Origin of the sequence: Amphritea atlantica, assembly GCF_900111095.1 — a bacterium.
GTDB lineage: Bacteria > Pseudomonadota > Gammaproteobacteria > Pseudomonadales > Balneatricaceae > Amphritea > Amphritea atlantica.
The window spans coordinates 1-17,980 of sequence record NZ_FOGB01000006.1 but is presented as its reverse complement, the minus strand read 5'-3'; the positions used below and the strand labels follow the sequence as shown (position 1 = coordinate 17,980).

Annotated in this window: 21 protein-coding genes; 5 read left to right on the top strand and 16 right to left on the bottom strand. The window is 48.1% G+C overall.

Annotated elements, in window-relative coordinates:
* Positions 1-57 precede the first annotated feature (57 nt).
* Entirely contained in the window at positions 58-552 is a 495-nt protein-coding gene (locus BMY09_RS11135; RefSeq protein WP_091357988.1) for a gamma-glutamylcyclotransferase family protein, read from the bottom strand.
* A gap of 297 nt (positions 553-849) precedes the next feature.
* Between BMY09_RS11135 and BMY09_RS11130 the strand changes: the two genes are divergently transcribed.
* Positions 850-1,494, top strand: a complete 645-nt coding sequence (locus tag BMY09_RS11130; protein WP_091357985.1) for a glutathione S-transferase family protein — start codon at positions 850-852, stop codon at positions 1,492-1,494.
* Between the two features lie 185 nt (positions 1,495-1,679).
* On the opposite strand, the gene BMY09_RS11125 is transcribed toward BMY09_RS11130, so the two are convergent.
* Positions 1,680-2,183, bottom strand: coding sequence for a helix-turn-helix transcriptional regulator (locus tag BMY09_RS11125; protein WP_175483514.1), 504 nt, complete (start codon positions 2,181-2,183; stop codon positions 1,680-1,682).
* A 270-nt stretch (positions 2,184-2,453) separates the two neighbouring features.
* Here BMY09_RS11125 and BMY09_RS11120 point away from each other — a divergent pair, with 270 nt between their 5' ends.
* Positions 2,454-3,080 (top strand): heme-binding beta-barrel domain-containing protein, encoded by a 627-nt coding sequence (locus BMY09_RS11120; RefSeq protein ID WP_091357980.1) that lies wholly within the window; start codon positions 2,454-2,456, stop codon positions 3,078-3,080.
* Positions 3,081-3,252: 172 nt separating this feature from the next.
* On the opposite strand, the gene BMY09_RS11115 is transcribed toward BMY09_RS11120, so the two are convergent.
* The 4 genes from BMY09_RS11115 to BMY09_RS11100 all read right to left on the bottom strand — a co-directional run bounded on the left by BMY09_RS11115 (position 3,253) and on the right by BMY09_RS11100 (position 5,157).
* The gene (locus tag BMY09_RS11115; RefSeq protein ID WP_245756561.1) at positions 3,253-3,912 is read right to left on the bottom strand and encodes a Vat family streptogramin A O-acetyltransferase; all 660 of its coding nucleotides are present in this window, start codon (positions 3,910-3,912) and stop codon (positions 3,253-3,255) included.
* A gap of 26 nt (positions 3,913-3,938) precedes the next feature.
* Positions 3,939-4,184, bottom strand: coding sequence for a DUF2164 domain-containing protein (locus tag BMY09_RS11110; protein ID WP_091357977.1), 246 nt, complete (start codon positions 4,182-4,184; stop codon positions 3,939-3,941).
* 31 nt (positions 4,185-4,215) lie between these two features.
* A complete protein-coding gene (locus BMY09_RS11105) occupies positions 4,216-4,629 on the bottom strand; it encodes a GNAT family N-acetyltransferase (protein ID WP_091357974.1) in 414 nt (137 codons plus the stop codon).
* 93 nt (positions 4,630-4,722) lie between these two features.
* Positions 4,723-5,157 carry a GNAT family N-acetyltransferase gene (locus BMY09_RS11100; protein WP_091357970.1) on the bottom strand — a complete coding sequence of 145 codons (435 nt, stop codon included), beginning with the start codon at positions 5,155-5,157 and terminating at the stop codon, positions 4,723-4,725.
* Between the two features lie 397 nt (positions 5,158-5,554).
* On the opposite strand from BMY09_RS11100, the gene BMY09_RS11095 reads away from it, so the two are divergent.
* Positions 5,555-6,286: a tellurite resistance TerB family protein gene (locus BMY09_RS11095; protein ID WP_091357969.1), complete on the top strand. Its 732-nt coding sequence runs from the start codon at positions 5,555-5,557 to the stop codon at positions 6,284-6,286.
* A gap of 600 nt (positions 6,287-6,886) precedes the next feature.
* Complete coding sequence (locus BMY09_RS11090) at positions 6,887-7,855, top strand: transposase (RefSeq protein ID WP_091357966.1); 969 nt, start codon at positions 6,887-6,889, stop codon at positions 7,853-7,855.
* Positions 7,856-8,027: 172 nt separating this feature from the next.
* On the opposite strand, the gene BMY09_RS11085 is transcribed toward BMY09_RS11090, so the two are convergent.
* The 4 genes from BMY09_RS11085 to BMY09_RS11070 form a co-directional block, all read right to left on the bottom strand.
* On the bottom strand, positions 8,028-8,840 hold the full coding sequence (locus tag BMY09_RS11085) for an REP-associated tyrosine transposase (protein ID WP_091357965.1): 813 nt from the start codon (positions 8,838-8,840) through the stop codon (positions 8,028-8,030).
* 504 nt (positions 8,841-9,344) lie between these two features.
* Positions 9,345-9,974 (bottom strand): pyridoxamine 5'-phosphate oxidase family protein, encoded by a 630-nt coding sequence (locus BMY09_RS11080; RefSeq protein ID WP_091357962.1) that lies wholly within the window; start codon positions 9,972-9,974, stop codon positions 9,345-9,347.
* 506 nt (positions 9,975-10,480) lie between these two features.
* Positions 10,481-10,837, bottom strand: coding sequence for a hypothetical protein (locus tag BMY09_RS11075; RefSeq protein WP_091357959.1), 357 nt, complete (start codon positions 10,835-10,837; stop codon positions 10,481-10,483).
* A gap of 87 nt (positions 10,838-10,924) precedes the next feature.
* Positions 10,925-11,401 (bottom strand): DUF2846 domain-containing protein, encoded by a 477-nt coding sequence (locus tag BMY09_RS11070; protein ID WP_175483513.1) that lies wholly within the window; start codon positions 11,399-11,401, stop codon positions 10,925-10,927.
* 336 nt (positions 11,402-11,737) lie between these two features.
* On the opposite strand from BMY09_RS11070, the gene BMY09_RS11065 reads away from it, so the two are divergent.
* Positions 11,738-12,697: an integron integrase gene (locus BMY09_RS11065; RefSeq protein WP_091357954.1), complete on the top strand. Its 960-nt coding sequence runs from the start codon at positions 11,738-11,740 to the stop codon at positions 12,695-12,697.
* 42 nt (positions 12,698-12,739) lie between these two features.
* Here BMY09_RS11065 and BMY09_RS11060 read toward each other — a convergent pair whose 3' ends face one another.
* The 6 genes from BMY09_RS11060 to BMY09_RS11035 all read right to left on the bottom strand — a co-directional run.
* The gene (locus BMY09_RS11060) at positions 12,740-13,318 is read right to left on the bottom strand and encodes a PhnA domain-containing protein (RefSeq protein ID WP_091357950.1); all 579 of its coding nucleotides are present in this window, start codon (positions 13,316-13,318) and stop codon (positions 12,740-12,742) included.
* 137 nt (positions 13,319-13,455) lie between these two features.
* Positions 13,456-15,387: an alpha/beta hydrolase family protein gene (locus BMY09_RS11055; protein ID WP_091357948.1), complete on the bottom strand. Its 1,932-nt coding sequence runs from the start codon at positions 15,385-15,387 to the stop codon at positions 13,456-13,458.
* A 47-nt stretch (positions 15,388-15,434) separates the two neighbouring features.
* Positions 15,435-16,550, bottom strand: a complete 1,116-nt coding sequence (gene pqqE / locus BMY09_RS11050; protein WP_091358580.1) for a pyrroloquinoline quinone biosynthesis protein PqqE — start codon at positions 16,548-16,550, stop codon at positions 15,435-15,437.
* Positions 16,551-16,584: 34 nt separating this feature from the next.
* Complete coding sequence (gene pqqD / locus BMY09_RS11045; RefSeq protein WP_091357944.1) at positions 16,585-16,878, bottom strand: pyrroloquinoline quinone biosynthesis peptide chaperone PqqD; 294 nt, start codon at positions 16,876-16,878, stop codon at positions 16,585-16,587.
* Positions 16,875-17,660 (bottom strand): pyrroloquinoline-quinone synthase PqqC, encoded by a 786-nt coding sequence (gene pqqC / locus BMY09_RS11040; protein WP_091357939.1) that lies wholly within the window; start codon positions 17,658-17,660, stop codon positions 16,875-16,877. The genes pqqD and pqqC overlap by 4 nt, the downstream gene beginning before the upstream one ends.
* 11 nt (positions 17,661-17,671) lie before the next feature.
* Positions 17,672-17,980: MBL fold metallo-hydrolase (locus tag BMY09_RS11035; RefSeq protein WP_245756560.1), on the bottom strand; the 309-nt coding region annotated here is incomplete at its 5' end.

Below are 17,980 nucleotides of genomic sequence, written 5' to 3'. Positions count from 1 at the left end.
TAATAACGGGTGAGTCAGTAGATCGATTAACAATCGGGGTACTCACTGATATTAGCGTTAAGCCAGAGTATGCAGCGCCCTTTCGCGACTATCACGCTCGATATCCCCATCGTCAACTGACTCAACCCGCCCGATCCGGTCTATATAGTCAGAAGGTAGTCCCGCTTCCCGCGCCCCCACCAACACATGGTGAACATACCAGCTATAGGGTTTAAGCGAAGGATCGATCTGCAGAGCGAAGTAGGTTATCGCTTCAAGCTCATCGCCCTGTTGATTTTGCAACGATACCACTTTCTCACCATAACCAACTCCCAGCCCTTCAGCCCGATCCAGCGCGGGCTTCTCCGACCGGGGGATATCAAACAGAACACCATAAATACGATCATCGTTGCCGGTATACAATGCATCACATTTTGCAGAACCATCCTGACCCGCTTTATGAAAGCGCAGATCATGCCCATCAAGAAAATAGCAGCCGACAACCCGGGCACCGGGTACACGCTGCTGCAATCGCGCCAGCGACATATTTGATCCGTAGGCAAAATAATACATAGCGATTAACCAGACCAAAATTTAATGAAGTGGTCGAAACTCATTCTGTAACTCACCATAACATATCACGGCAACTGAGGGGCTTAGCGACTACCGGTTTAGCGCTCAACCTCACAACAACGGGACAGATTTTGTCTTAAACGAAACATTCAACATCTTGAAGCTTTATATAAAACAGTCAGTTAACCCCATTTCCGGTGGCACCTATCTTGCAGTTTCTCTTCATCAGCAGCAGTAATAACGAGTGCCCACACTGGATCTATTTAAGCGCTGTTCAGTTTATCGGGGAATGAACCTATGACGATGAAATTCTATATGACACCCGGGTCATGCAGCACGGCGATCCATATTTTACTGGAAGAGGTGGAGGCTATTTTTGAAGTTCATCTGGTTGACCTCATGGCGGGCGACAATAAAACCCCGGAGTATCTTCAGCTCAACCCCAAAGGCACCATTCCGGTGTTGATCACCGATGATAATCTGGTGCTGACTGATTTCCAGCCGATGGCCTGGTGGATCGCCCGCCAGAACCCCAAAAAAGCATTACTGCCTACGGGTATCGCCGATGAATGCAGGGCGCTGGGTTGGATGAGTTATGCCGTCAACACCATTCACGGACAGGGCTTTACCCGTATTTTCACCCCTGACCGCTACAGCCTGCCGGGATTAGACAACGGTGCCGGGCATGATGCCATTAAACAGCAGGGAGAGGAGATTGTCGCTAACGCGTTTGCCTTGCTTGAACCGGTCTTAGCCGGAAGAGAGTTGCTGTTTGATCGTTTCTCGATTGCCGATGCGGCGCTGTTTTATGTGATGTTCTGGGCCGACCGGATCAATCAGCCGCTGCCCGAGAGCTGTAAACGCTATTACCAGACTCTGTTAACCCGGCCAACGGTTCGACAGGTGCTAAGCGAAGAGGGATATGGCGCGATGTTCAGGTGATCAACCGGCGCAATCCGCTAAAAGAGCGACGGGCCGCTGAAAATGAAACGGGCTGACAAAAGAAGCAAGGCCCGCTTAAAGGAGTTAAATTGATGACCGCTAAAAATTACCGCAGCCGATAAACCGCATTGTTCCGAACAGTAAACGTCAGTATTACCTCTACTAATTCAGACTGGATCCGACAATTACCACAGATCCTCCATAAACCACGCGGTAAAACTAACCTTACTTGTTGTCCCGGATTTTTTATAAACACTGGTGAGCTGATTACGCACAGTTTTCTCAGAGGTATTCCTGAAATCCGCAATCTCTTTAGCGCTAAAGCCCTTGAGGGTAAACAACGCAATATCGGACTCGCTTTCGGTTAACTCCCATTTTATAAATTGTTTCGTTATCTCCTCGCCAAACATCCGCTTGGCACTAACCAGCTCTTCAGATGCCTGGGCTGAATGGATTTTTGCCTCTTCAAGATCAACCAGCAGTTGTGCATTGCGCTGTTCATGCGCCCGGGTATTCAAAAACAACAGCAGCAACAGAGATAGCGCAAATACAAACACCACTGACTCTTGCACAATATGCAGGACATTCGCTCCCTGCAACACATCCGCGACGATATCCGAAAAACTGGTGATAACAATTAACACAAAAAAAACCCGGATAAGGGCGTTCCACTTGTCTGCCTCGATCATTATGTCCCCATTACTCAGCATCCTTACTGCCTGAGCGAGTGCCTAATTGTTTAACATTCAGAGCATGTGACAAACATCCTATGCTTTGAAATCAATCACTTAAAAAATCACAGGGACGTAACTCCCATATAGCAACCGATAGTAATGACATAACATCGGTCTCACCTACTGACTACCACTGCAGGCTTGAGTTCATTTTTGTATGTTTTTTTAATCAAGTGTAGTGGCAGCAAGGTGATACTACCCATCAACATCAAGATGGAAATTCCGATGAAAACGTTTAGACACCTACCTGCGATAGCTCTGACCGCTATCACTTTTTCACTGTCCTGTACTACACCGGCTATCGCTCAGGACGTTGACTTTGGGCCACTACAACCGTTAATCGGTACATGGAAAAGCGTAACGCCCGGCGTAGACATCGCCCCCGGAAGAACAGGCTCAGCGGTTGGTGAAGGCGGCAAAGCCATAGAACCCTACTACGAAGTCAGAACATTTGAAGCGGCAGCTGACGCGGTCAATGCCAGTGACCAGTCTCTTGTTGCGATCTACTACAAACAAGAGGTCTTCAGACAGCGTGATGATGCAAAATTTCATGACCAACGGGGTTATCTGATTTACGACAAAAAGAACCAGATGGTCTATAACTCCTTCTGCGTCCCGAGAGCCGTCTGTGTCGTCGCAGAAGGCACAGCAGGCGTGAAAATGACACTGACAGCGCCTCAGAGAGGTATCGCTGAATCCTCTTATATGAGCAAAAACGCCACCAGCCAGGCATATTCCATGACGCTGGATATTGCCGCAGACACACTGTCCTACACACAAACAACGCAACTCAACATCTATGGTAAAGAGTTTACCCATACCGAAGCCGCTACGTTAGAAAAGGTGCGTTAGAAAAAAGTACATTAATGTTTTAACGCGGCTCTCATAACGAGCGGTGCGTCACACACAAAACCGGGAGACATCCCGACAGGCCAGCCTTTGGTTAGCGACACGTGCTAAAGGCTGGCTCTATTTTGCCTCAATTTTTTTCTATTCTCTACTGCGACGCCTGCGGGTCAACCAATCAGCCCTGACTTGTTCGTTGCAGCTCTGCCAGATCACAACCCACTATGGCTTGCAGATTGTTAGTAATTTTCTCTGCACTCCAGTCCCACCAGGCGATCGCCAATAATTCACTGATCGTCTGCGCATCAAAACGATACCTGATGACCCTGGCAGGATTGCCCCCCACGATACTGTAGGCAGGAACATCACTGACCACTACCGATTTGCTGCCAATTATCGCACCACAGCCAACCTTGACCCCCGGCATAATGGTCGCCTGATAACCGATCCAGACATCATTGCCAATCTCGGTATCACCTTTATAGGGCAGCGCACTAGCTTCTGGTGCTACCTTCTCCCAACCATTGCCGAAAATATAGAATGGGTAGGTGGAAAAACCAGACATCTGATGGTTTGCACCGTTCATAATAAACTGTACATCTTTGGCAATGGCACAAAAACGGCCAATAATCAGTTTGTCACCAATAAAGGGAAAGTGGTAAAGCACATTGGTTTCAAACCGTTCAGGGCCTTCGGGATCATCATAGTAGGTATAGTCACCCACAAGGATATTTTCAGAGGTAATGTAGTTTTTCAGATAGCCTATCTGAGGAAACCCTTTCATCGGTGCTTTATCATCGGGGACTGGACCGTTGAGGGTGTTTTTTTGTCCGTTCAAAATAACTCCTTACCATATCCGCTGGCTTAACCGACCGGCTTCTCAAGCTCCTCAACCAGATAGCCTATCTCCTCGGCTTTTGCCGCAAAGATATCCCGGGCATCAGACAGTCCACGGTTGTAAAACACAGGTCCGATCTCCCGGGCAAAGAAGTCCATCAGGAACTCAGCTTCGAAACCACCGATCTCCTGGTCCAATTCATCGTTAAAGTATTTTTTGATATGACTGACAATCCGGTCAGTCTCATCTTTGGTAAATTTGATATCACTCATACAGATTCCCTGCAAACTCAGTTTTTCATGACTACCACTCTTTCTGAAACACTGCCTGTCGTTTTTTTAATCTGTAGCCCTGTTTCTCATAAAAGTCGTGGGCTTCAGTTCTGAGAACGTTAGCCCGAACCCGAATATTCGAGGTGTACTGTTTCAGCCAGGCTTCGGCCATCAACACTAGCCCCAGACCACGGGCCTGATCGGACACCACTAAGCTGACAATCTCACCCGACACCCCTTCAGCCAGGCGTACATCCATTATCGCGGATATAACGCCAACTACTTTGCCGTTAACCTCAGCCACAAACACTTCACCCTCGCGTGTTTTCACTCTACGGACATTAGCTGCCAATGAATCCATCGTATGCTCATAACCCAGCTGTTTCATCAGCGCCACCAGGCTTTCCAGATCAGATGGTTCAAATGTTCGAAATACCGACTTCATCGTTTTGCGCTACACCTTTTATTTAATGTCCTGCCGTAATCAGCTCACAGCTGAGCAGAAACATTGGCTCTCGAAACAACTCTGAACCCGCTTCTATACATTGTCATTAGTTGAACTATTAAAGGAGTACATGCGAACATCATTGCGCAAAAACCAGCCTGACTGTTCATAAAATCTCTGTGCCTTAACATTCTCGCGATACACAAACAGATGGGTTTTAGCGATCCCCATCGCTGCCAGCGCGTTAACCGATGCGGCAACGAGCTGCCGACCTATCCCCTGACCACGATGTTCGGAAGACACAGCTAAATGCTGTAGATAGCCACGCCGACCATCAGTACCTACCAGAACAGCACCAATCACACTGCGGCTATCTGAAGCCACAAAACTCAATCCCGGATTACGCTGCAGGTATAGGCCAATACTGTGTTTCGAATCAGCATCCCGCAGAGACATATGCTCAGTTTGCCCCCACAGACTGATAACCGCATCATAATCGGAAATATCCATCTCTCGAATCACTGTCACAGAAGAGCTTCCTTATTGTTGAAAATATCGCCTCCACGGCAACCTCACTCGACAACAGGCAGCTTCTTTGTTGAGCCGTAGCTGATAACAACCAGAGCCAGTGAGACACTTTATTCTACCCAATAATGCTTAATTTTTTCTGAAACATCACGGTCTCAATATTTTCTTGTTCAATTCACCAGGCTTTTTCTGCTACGAGGCCCTAACTACTCAACGATAGGGTTTACAGCTTCTCACGCCTCTAATCTTTTAATCCGCTGAAGCCAGATAAACTGTTGAAACTGGGTGGATTTAAGTGAACTTATCAGTATTTTCAGGGACTAAATAACTCAATCTGATTATATTAAACTGAGTTCTTAACTTTTACTGACTGACAAAATTGCAGAGGCTCTCGATCATGGATGTTAACTCACTCTTAAACAGCATTATGGGTAACACTGGCGCAGGAATCGATAAAGCAGTGAAGACTGCCAAATCCGGTTCTATGCCAGGTGGTTTGCTGGGTGGTGTTGCTGTCGGAGGATTAGCCACCATGCTACTGACCAACAAAAAAGCCCGCAAGATGGGTGGAAAGGCAATCAAATATGGTGGCATAGCAGCAGTTGGCGGAATGGCTTACAAAGCCTGGCGTGACTATCAGGAAAACCAGGCCGCGGCACAACCACAGACCATTACGCAAACCTCTACCGTCGTATCTGATCCGGGCGTCACTGCCCTGCCTGCGGCTCCCACTGGTAGTATCTTTGACCTTGCAGAGGAAAAGCAAACTCAACAGGGCGAAGATATGCGTCTGATCCTGGTGCGGGCAATGATTAGCGCGGCTAAGGCCGATGGTCATATCGATGCAACCGAACGCGCCCGCATTGAACAACAGATCAGCGATCTGGGTATCGGTGCAGAAGAGCAACAGTTCCTGGTGCAGCAACTGCGAGCGGACAGTGACCCCATCATGATTGCGCGTCTGTCTGAGAACGATGAACAGGCCACAGAGATCTACCTGGCATCGATGCTAGCGATTGATCTCGATACCGACGAAGAACGGCGTTATCTGGATCGTCTGGGGGATGCTCTTCACCTGCCAATGGAGCTACGACAAACTATCGAACAGGAAGTGCAAACCGCGCAATAGTTAAAAGAGCCGTGGCCAGAACGCCGCTACGCGGCTCGACGAGACTGCGTCGCTTGCTGGAACAAGCGCTAGATCGTGAGTCTACAAGGGGTTTTACTTACTTATTAACTCGTTCCCACGCTCCTGCGTGGGAATGCATACCTTTAAGACCATCCTCAGAAAATAAATCTGTCCCCTTTTCGCATTTATATTACTGACAATCCGGTCAGTCTCATCTTTGGTAAACTTAATATCATTCATAAAGGTCCCTCTTCAGACACTCTCTATTGGCAAACTGATAGGTACATCATTGTAGGATTAACGCTGAACTATCGAGGCTTACTTACAGATCTATTAAAAATATCAAAGAGTTATCAAGATAACTTAGCGATAGAATCAGCGTTTGAATGGGTCAATGCAGTTTAATTTAAAAATAACAGCTCCATAACCGCAAGAGCCGTTAAAAAGAACACCCTACTAAATAATTAAACAGGATAATTAAACAGCAATTAAACAGGGACAGGCATTCTTCAATTCTTCTTCAAAACATTGACAACTCTTCAGTGCAATTCCAGACTAAGATTGTTCACCCCCCAAACCATCGAAAAAAGGACTTTAACGATGACTCGCCCCAGAAAGGAACAGGTCTGTATTCAAGACACACCCTACTACCATGTCGTTTCCCGCTGTGTTCGGCGCTCTTTTTTATGTGGTATAGACCATGCTACCGGTAAAAATTACGCACACCGGCGGCAATGGATAGAAGACCGCATACGTATACTCTCTTCCCTTTTTGCAATCGATGTGTGCGCCTATGCCATTATGTCTAATCACCACCATATCGTGGTTAAACTGAACGCGGATGAAGCCTTAGCATGGTCAGATACCGATGTGGTTGACCGCTGGCTCAGCTTATTCAAAGGCCCCTTACTTATCCAGCGGTGGCGGACAGGAGACACACTGACCAGCGCGCAAATACGCTCGGTTAGTGACACCATAGCGGTTTATCGGAAACGCCTTACCAGTCTCAGTTGGTTTATGAAATGTCTCAATGAACCGATCGCCCGACAAGCCAATCAAGAAGACCACTGCAGTGGCCACTTCTGGGAATCGCGGTTTAAATGTCAGGCACTGTTAACGGAAGAGGCTTTACTTTCCTGCATGGCCTATGTCGACCTGAACCCCATACGTGCCGATATGGCAGAGACACCAGAGACCTCTGAACACACCAGTCTTAAACAAAGAATCGCCCCTCAATCAGACTCCAGCTGCGCCATTCAATTCCAACAGGAGCAACAGACATTGCAGCCGTTCCCGTTCCCGGTCAAACCACTGTTACCCTTTGAGGGAGATGCTCGGAATGAGGAACAGGCTGGCATACTGTTCAGTCTGCAGGACTACCTGACTCTGGTTGATCTGACTGGACGAATCGTGCGCAACGATAAGCGCGGTGCTATTGCTATGCACCTGCCTCCGATATTGAAAAGGCTCGAAATAGATCAAAAAGAATGGCTCAGCAACGCGACACAATTTGAAATGCTCTATCCAAAAAAATTCGCCCGCAAGCGACGATCAGCTCAAGCCGCCTGAAATACCTAAAAGAACTTAGCCAAAGCGTGATCAGTTGGTAACAACTGAGGGTAAAAACTGGCTGAAAAAGGCTGCAATCCGGGTATTTAGCCAAATCGACATCATTGCAGGCTTCCTGGTATTAGAAATAAAACGATGCCTCATTCTAAACACATGAGAAGCCTGTTTCTTTTTAAAGAGTGCCTGTCCTATCTTTCCTCAGTGTCCTATCTTTCCTCAGCGTATAGTGCTGACTTTGATAGGCCTTGATCATTGCTTCGTTTCGATCAGGATATTTTTTTGCATAATAGGATAGTGCCTTCAGTGGTCCGCTTTTCTGTAAGCGCGGGATCTCTTCTAATGACTGATCAGGTTTCAATTGGCATTGAACCTCGTCGACAAAAGCATCCGAACCCAGATAGACCTGATTTTTTAATTCCTCCCAGGGTGAAAGCTGATTAAGGCCATCATCAACAAATAGACGGTACACCTGTTGCGCTTTTTCCTGTTTTAACCCAAACACTGACAGCACCGCTTCAAGCGTCAAACAGCTACGGGGCTCACTTAATCCCACCATTGCACGGTAACTACTCCATGGCCACTCTTCTGCGTTGTACACCATTCTTGCTCGTACAGGGTTAAGAACAATGTAACGACTCAATTCCTGCAGGTAGCTATCTTTCTCAACCAGAATAGCTTTGTATCGCCCCTGAAAAAGATGTCCTACCCGACTATGAGTTCTATTGATGTATTGGGTAAACACGCCATTCAACTGGCGCATTCCTTTAGAAAGGTTTGCATCTGCCGTTTCAATTAATAAATGGTAATGATTATCCATCAGACAGTAGGCATGACATGCCCAGTTAAAACGATTACATACCTCTGCAAGCAATGTTAAGAATGCATCGCGATCTTCATCTGAGAAATAAATGGGCGCTCGCGCATTCCCTCTGGCCGTAACGTGATACAGCGCGCCTGCAAATTCAATTCTTAAGGGTCGAGCCACAACACAAATCCTGATAGTTACCTACCATTCAACTTAGTAGTATGTTTGCAAAATGCAAGACCTGACCCCGTTCACATGCTAAAACTGGCTGAAAAAGGCTGCAATCCGGGTATTTAGTCAAATCGACATCATTGCAGGCTTCCTGGTATTAGAAATAAAACGATGCCTCATTCTAAACACATGAGAAGCCTGTTTCTTTTTAAAGAGTGCCTGTCCTATCTTTCCTTTTCTGCTATCTTTCACCTGTTTAGAAATAAAACGATGCCTCATTCTAAACACATGAGAAGCCTGTTTCTTTTTAAAGAGTGCCTGTCCTATCTTTCCCTACTAATTCGTATCTTTATTTCCAGCATCATGGACTGGTATATCAGATGTGGTTCTACCGACATAATTAGATACTCATTGACTCATAACGCCCCGCTAAACGGCGAGCGTTAGCGAGTCCAGAGGAGGCTGCGCTTTTTGCAGCCGGAACGATGTTTGAGCGGTTTGTTATGGCCATGCTCAGTACAGAGTGGTTTTCACCCTGTTTTCGATTAACTCTTCTACATTCTTGACTTCGTCTTCTGATTTTGAAGGATCAATCTGGTGCATCAGTATTTTTCCTAGACTCGGCATAATATTACGCTCTATCTGTGATTCGGAAGCCCATAGCTTGGAACGAGTAATAGCCTTGGCACAATGAAAGTATATTTCTTTGATTGAAATAACTAATACAGATTTAGGCAGCTTACCTTGGTGCTCAAATTGAGAAAGTAGACTAGCATTAATTGCTACTTTCGCAACGCCATTAATCCGTAGGCATTCGGCGAAGCCCGGGACTAATATTAAAAGCCCAACATTAGGATTCTCTATAACGTTGTACAAACTATCCAAACGGTTATTCCCTGGTCTGTCTGGCAATGCAATAGTATTGTCATCCAATACTCGGATGAAACCGGGGTAGTCACCTCTCGGTGAACAGTCCATATTACCTTCTAAGCTTGATGTTGCCAGCACTGAGAATGGGGACAGTTCTAAAAACTGTTTGCTATATTTGTCGAGTTTAGTCTTTTGCTTCTTTATAACTAGCTCCGTTGGCATGCCATATAGCTCTTGAAGCTTTTCTATTGAATCTATTTGTTCAAATTCCATGAATTATTCTCAGTTTTTTTAGCCATAACGCCCAGCCTCAAAGGTGAGCGCCACAGCACTTACCGAAGCGGCACGAACAGTGCCGCGAATCCTTTGAAGGCCCTTGTTATAACCGATAATGTGCATGTTGCCTCAGACCCTTGAAGCTGGGTGGTTTGTTTTTAACGAGACTCGAAAATACCGCTGTACTTAAATGAAAGCAAGAATTTATTGAAGTAACACTCCATACTTTTACGTGTGCCGATACTCGAATGCTTTCTTTTACCGAAGCCAGGGCATTTCAAAATTATTATTCTTAATCATGAAACCCCCATGCTCTTTACCGCTTAATTTAAAACCGTTTTTTGGAACCATTGGTTTCTTTTTTTGAAACCAACTACCAGTATTTTTCTTTTGGGTTATAACGCTTTGCACAACTGCATTTTTGGAGGAGCCCGTTTGTGCTATTAAGCACAAAAAGGAGCGACGGAAAAAATGTCAGTTGGTGCAACTTGTTATAACGTTGACTAGCCTTCCTGAACATGAGCAGAGAACTCCGATAGTGAATCGCAAAGACCTATGCAGCCGAAATCGAAATCAAAATAGTAAACTTTACCAAAATTATTTCTTTCATGCCCCAGACATAAAACCATATTTCCATAAAACTCAGCTATAGGGGCAATACCCAACTCAGAAGTATGCGAATCAAAGTTTTTCCAGACTTGTTCTAATTCATCGCTAGTAAAAACCTCCGTTATTTCAAGTGTTGAATCAGGTATGGCTTTTTCTAGGGAGCTAAATATCCTGGTTTTGAATGATTTACCTTCTAAAGAGTATAGTTCATTTATATGCAACTCTAAATACTCTCTAAATTCTTTGTTCATAGGTAACGCTACGAGTTATAACGTCGCAAGCAGCGGCCGCCGCAACGGAGCGAAGCGACGAGTAAGCGGTCCTGCTGGCTGGCTTTGTTATATTTCAATATCAATAATTTTCTTTGTGTCTGAGATTTCTTTTATTGCGTTTTCTTTTGGAATAATTGAAACGTTGGCTTTTCCGGCCATTGTCATGATGCTGCCAACCACCATTGCATCTGTCATTTGTGGCGTTACCCTCACATAGTATTCATGGTTTGCCTTAAAGTTATGTGATATTTCCATTGGGCCGGGATACCAATTTGTAAATAACATAGAGCCTTCAGCCTTTATTTGATGTTCGCCTGGTCTCAAATGAACAACACCATACCCCTGATTTTTAAGGGCAAAGAGCTTTTTTTCATCCACATAAATTTCAGGCCACCCACCCGCGTTAAAGAATACATATGGTCGATATATGTAAACCGTAGCTCTATCATGGGAAGTAGTTTCGACTGGCTTGAAAACAGGGCCTGTAGCAGAACAACCATATAGGCCCAACACAGTAATAATTAAAACTATCAGCTTTCTCATAACTATCCTTGAAATATAACATTTTAATACTATGCCGGCGCATATGCATACCGAGCTGAATTGCCTAAAGGGATGATAACTATCAGATAGTAAAGAGGAATTTATGAACATCGCGATCTCCTTTAAGATAAAAACGAGAATGCGCATATGCATTCCTTACCCGGCGTAGTATCCCACCAGCATTTTTAACCTATCCCTTTGTTTTTATTATGTTTTGCAAAAAACCTAAGCAGCAAAACGAGCCTTCTCAAACGATTAAACGAGCATAACCGCTGGACAGAATAAAATAAACTGTATATATATACAGAAAGCATAATTTTCACACGGAGGTGCGTTATGCCTAAAAGTCCTTTTCTGGAACAGGTTCGCAAAGAGATTCGATTGCGCGGCTATAGTATACGAACTGAAAAAACCTATCTTCTTTGGATCAAACGCTACATCTTGTTCCATCAAAAAAAACACCCTGCAGAAATGGGCGCTGTGCAGGTAACAGCTTTTTTATCCTGGATGGCTAATGAACAACATGTCTCGATTAATACTCAAAAAACCGCACTCAACGCCTTAGCGTTTTTGTACCACAAAATTCTTAAGATTGAATTAGGAGAACTGGGCTTTAACCAGGCTACTCGTTCCAGAAGGCTGCCTGTCGTGTTAACTCCGTCAGAGGTCAGCTCAATTCTCAACCAAATGGAAGGTCGTCACAAACTCATATTTTCACTGCTCTATGGAAGCGGACTGCGTATTACAGAGTGCCTGCGGTTGCGCCTTCAAGATATTTGCTTTGAACGTAGGGCGTTATTGGTACGCGATGGGAAAGGAAGCAAAGACCGTCAAACCATTTTAAGCCGCAACCTATTTTCAGAGTTAGAAGCACAAATGGATATAGCGTTGAAAACTCAACAGGAGGACAACCGTCAGGGCATAGGCCCCTCTTTGCCATTTGCGCTTGATAGAAAATACCCAAACGCCTTTCGCCAACCCGGGTGGATGTATCTTTTCCCCTCTAACAACTTATGTCCGCACCCACTTTCCGGGCAGATATGTCGACATCACTTGCATGATTCCGCACCGCGAAAAGCGTTAAAGCAAGCGGTTGCTAAAACCGACATCCGCTTCAAACGTGTGAGTTGCCATACCTTCAGACATTCGTTTGCTACCCACCTGCTAGAGGCTGGCAGGGATATCAGGACCGTACAGGAACTGTTAGGCCACAGCGATGTTAAAACCACTCAGATCTACACGCATGTGATTGGAGAACACTATGCAGGTACATCAAGCCCTTTAGATTTACTATAAAAAAACGCGCCCTGAGGCGCGTTCTTAGCATTCACAACCGAATCAGGATTTCTTCACAAACTTGGTCAGAATCACAATGCGGGTGCCGTTGACACGACCTTCGATATGTTCTGCGTTATCCTGCACCAGAGAGATACCGCGAACCGCAGTGCCCCGCTTGGCGGTGAAGCCAGCACCTTTCACATCGAGATCTTTGATCAGCACGACGTTATCGCCTGCTTCCAGAATGGCACCATTGCTGTCGCGGTGAATCACTTTTTCAGAATCATCCAGATGGTCGCCGGTAGCTTTCGCCCAGAGTGACGTTTCATCATCCAGATACATCATGTCCAGCAGATCCTGCGGCCAGCCTTCGCTGCGCAGACGGTTAAGCATCCGCCATGCAACAACCTGCACAGCCGGTGCTGGATTCCACATGCTGTCGTTCAGACAACGCCAGTGGTTAGCGTCCATGGTTTCTGGATTTTCAATCTGGCCTTTGCAGGTGGCACACACCAGCACAGAGTCATCGACACCACCCACTGAACCTGGCGGTACTTCATAAACACTCAGGTTATCGGTTGCGCTACACAGCTCACATTTTGACTCGCTGCGATCACGCAGAGCTTGTTCTGTACTCATTGTCACTCCGGTAGTTAATATTCTCGATGCCTCTGCCCCAGGGCAGCAGGATTAAGGACGATATTGTAAGGTCGCGCATTGTACCAGAAGATTGCGACATTATCAGGTGAGATCTCTACAACAAAATTGAGGCTGCATCAGTTCAGAAGACTCCGATAAAACTGCAATTCAGCTTCAAGACTGTGTATCTGATTGTCTGCCTGCCTGAAGCCATGTTGCTCTTCAGGATACAGGTGATATTCAACGGGTACTTTATTGCTCTTCAGGGCGCTGACCATTACTTCTGTCTGCTGTGGCACCACCACCCGGTCTTTGCCCCCCTGAAAGAAGATCATCGGGCATTTAATCTGCTCGGCATGTTCCAGCGGACTACGCTGGCGGTAGAGATCGACATCTATCTGAGGATCACCAATCAGCCAGTCAAGATAGTGGCTTTCAAACTTATGAGTGTCCCGGGTCAACGCTAGCGGATCACTGACACCGTAATAGCTGGCCCCGCCTTTAAACCGGTCACTGAATGTCAGCGCACAGAGGGTGGTGTAGCCACCGGCACTACTGCCACGAATAAACACATTATCCGCGTCGATCAGGCCTTCTCTCGCCAGATAATCCACTGCGGCCTCAGCATCCTCCCAGTCCGTCTGTCCCCAACTGCGGGCTAATCTCAACCGATAATCACGCCCATAGCCGGTGCTGCCGCGATAATTAAGATCAACAACGGCGAAACCCCGGCTGGTCCAGAACTGGATTTTGGGGTTATAAACGGGATAGGTGGCTGCCGTGGGCCCGCCGTGACTAAACACAATCAGCGGAGGTTTTTCTTTGTTATCAGCGGGCGGTTGCGGCAGATAAAGAAAGCCGAATGCTGTTTCACCGGCTACCGGATAGCTGACCGGTTTTGGCTGAACGGGTTTCAGCGCAGGTTGTGAGCCGCCTGCGATCACGGTGATATCGGTGTTCGACTCTGGCCTGCACTCAAGGATCGCGGGCGCCCGGTCATTCGCCGCAGCGATGCAGTAAATCCGGCCCCGAAAACAGCAGATATGACGGAACAGAACATAGTTCTCCGCCAGCCTTGTCTCCGCTATGTTCTCATTATCTGTCTCTGAGCCGATCACTAACCGCCCTTCACCCTGCTCCATATAACAGGCAACCCAGCGGTTGTTATCCAACTGATCCCAGGTCGACACACCCAGTTGCCACTGGGGAATGCCAAAGTCGTTATGCCGCGGACAGAGAGGTTGCGGCGATTCAGGCGCAGACAGCCCCCCCGCATCTGTCAAACCGGTTTCAGGCACTCGGCTCTCATCATTCGCTTCATTAAACAGATAACGGTATAAACTCCACCAACCACTTTTATCGGTTATCGCGACCAGTGCGCCATCCTGTGAGAATCGCGGCTGCTGAATTGATTCCTCGGTTACCTCTCCCGCGACAATACGATGGTCAATTAAAGATCCGTCTGTATTGACGTTGGCGAGGTTGAGCCGGGTGCTGACCCAGGGCATATGGGGGTGGTTCCAGCTTATCCAGGCCAGCTGGCGACTATCGTGACTGAGTGTCGGCGATGCATAAAAATCATCGCCCTGCGCCAGAATGCTCACCTGCCCGCTGACAATATCAACGGCCACCAGGCGGTGACAGGGTTGTGTGGGATCGTCAGTGGCTTGTTCCTGAACGGCGAGGAGACGCTGAAAATGCGGATCAAACAGCAGATCGCCATAGCGGCAGTCGGGGGTATCGGTGAGTTGTCGTGGAGGCTGTTCTGTGCTCTGCAACCAGATCTGCTGATCAGCGGCATTCACAAAAGCGATCTGCTGACCCGCTACACACCAACTTTTACCCCCATACTCACAGACACCACTGCGGACACTAAACCCTGGCGGTGTCAGACAGTGCACCTGGCCATCCCAGCAGCGCTGAATCAGAAGGTTTCGGCCGCCATCGGCTGGCCGGTATTCCACCCAGAAAAGGCCCAGATCACAGGCGTGCAGCTGACCATATTCCAGCCCCGCCGCTACGGCATCGGCGGCGCTGAGAGAGGATTCAAAGAAACCATACTTGGGCATATTGAGGTGGTATCCGCGCAGGCTGTTGAGAGCATCAGGCTACCATATCAGCTTTTGCAGAACACCTTTGAGTTGCGCTCGTTACGGTAGATCGGTTCTTTGTGGGAGGGTAGCTCAGCCTCTTCCCGGGCCTGAATGATCAGATCGTGATGAGGTGATTTACTGCACACCGGGTCGGTATTGTTGGCATCACCGGTCATCATAAAGGCCTGGCAGCGACAACCACCAAAATCCTTCTCTTTTTCATCACAGCTACGACACGGCTCTTTCATCCACTCATAGCCACGGAAGTGATTGAAGCCATTGGACTGGTTCCAGATCTGCTCGATACTCTGCTCCCGCACATTGGGGAACTCGATCGGCAGCATGCGGGCACTGTGACACGGCAGCGCAGTGCCATCCGGGGTGACTGTGAGAAATACCTGGCCCCAGCCGTTCATGCAGCCTTTGGGGCGCTCTTCGTAGTAGTCCGGAGTAACAAAGATAATCTTGATCGGATTGCCTTCCGCCGCCAGCCGGTCACGATATTCATTGGTGATCCGTTCCGCCCGTTCCAGTTGCGCCCGGGTGGGCAGCAGATCGTTACGGTTTTCATACGCCCAGCCATAATACTGACAGGTGGCCAGTTCAACGTAATCCGCTTTGAGTTCAACACAAAGTTCGATAATACGGTCGATCTGATCGATATTATGACGATGGGTGACAAAGTTAAGCACCATCGGATAACCCTGAGCTTTCACTTCACGGGCCATCGCCAGCTTCTGCTTAAACGCCTTTTCCGACCCCGCCAGCAGGTTGTTGACTTCGGGATCTGCTGCCTGAAAGCTGACCTGAATATGATCCAGCCCCGCCTCGCGGAAATCGGCAATCTTACGCTCGTTTAATCCCACCCCTGAGGTGATCAGGTTGGAATAATAACCCAGATTACGTGCTTCCCTGATCAGCTCGATCAGATCCTGACGCACCAGAGGCTCGCCGCCGGAAAAACCCAGTTGAGCAGCGCCCAGTTCACGGGCCTGCGTAAACACATCGATCCACTCAGCGGTCGTCAGCTCTCCCGTTTTACTGGCAAAGTCCACCGGGTTGGCGCAATAGGGGCACTGTAGTGGACATTTATAGGTCAGTTCAGCCAGCAACCAGAGCGGCTGGCCATGGCCTGGGATACTGCTTAAAGAGGGAGCCTGTGAAGGCTGACCGTTACAGGCTGATCCAGAGTTGCTCACGGGCGTCTCCTAAAAAATCCAGAATATCCCGGTCGATCCCCTCGGCATCGGGGAATTTCGCCTGCAGTGTCTGGATAATATCCGCTGCAGTACGCTGACCATCGACCAGCGCCAGCACTTCACCGGCGGGGCCGTTCAGTTTGACCATCCCCTCGGGATAGAGCAGTACGTAACAGTCCTGCGCTTTCTCCCACTGGAAGCGGAACATGCGATTCAGCGCAGGCACCGATTCCAGGGTTATCGCAGCGGTCTGGTCTGCACTGCTCATGCAAACAGACCTTTATGGTAGATCTTCTCGTCGGTGACGGTGTGATACGGCGGACGATTCAGTTCATACGCCATCGTCATCGAATCCAGCATGGTCCAGAGGACATCCAGTTTAAACTGCAGGATGTTGAGCATCCGTTCCTGCTGCTCGCGGGTTTTGTAGTAATCCAGCGTGATCTCCAGCCCATGTATCACATCGCGACGGGCTTCGGTCAGACGGTTACGGAAATACTGATAGCCATCCTCTTTAATCCAGGGGTAGTGTCCCGGCCAGGTATCCAGACGATTCTGATGGATCGTCGGTGCAAACAGTTCTGTCAGCGAGGAGCTGGCCGCTTCATGCCAGTCGGCCCGGCGGGCAAAATTGACATAGGCATCCACCGCAAAACGAACCCCCGGCAGCACGTGTTCCTCAGAGAGGATCTCTTCGCGGGTCAGACCCACCGCTTCACCCAGTTGCAACCAGGCTTCGATGCCGCCCACGGCGCCGTCATAACCATCATGATCCAGCACTCGCTGCACCCAGTGCCGGCGCACTTCCCGGTCGGGGCAGTTGGCCATAATCGCGGCATCTTTCACCGGAATGGAGATCTGATAATAAAACCGGTTAGCCACCCAGCCCTGAATCTGCTCCTTAGTGCAGCTGCCGTTGTACATGGCGATATGGTAAGGGTGCTGTGTATGATAGAAGGCGCTTTTTGCCCGCAGCGCCTGTTCAAATTCGTCCCGGCTCATGGGTGGCTGATCCTGCTTTTTACCGGCTTCGTTCATCTGTGCATTCATGGTAAAACCTCTCAGAGTTCTATACCCATTCCGTCCCAGGAGACTTCGATACCGTGGGCTTCCACTTCGGCCCGTTCCGGTGAGTCTTCATCCAGTATCGGATTGGTATTGTTAATGTGGATCAGCACTTTCCGGGGCTTATCCAGCGTATCCAGAAAGTCGATCATGCCACCCTTACCGGTTTCGTCATTACGGGACTGCGCCAGATGGCCCATGGTGACGCCAAGCTTGTCGCCAACACCGGAGGTGATCAGCTCATCGTCGCGCCAGATGGTGCCGTCAACCAGCAAACAGTCCGCGTCTTTCATAATCGGTTTGAG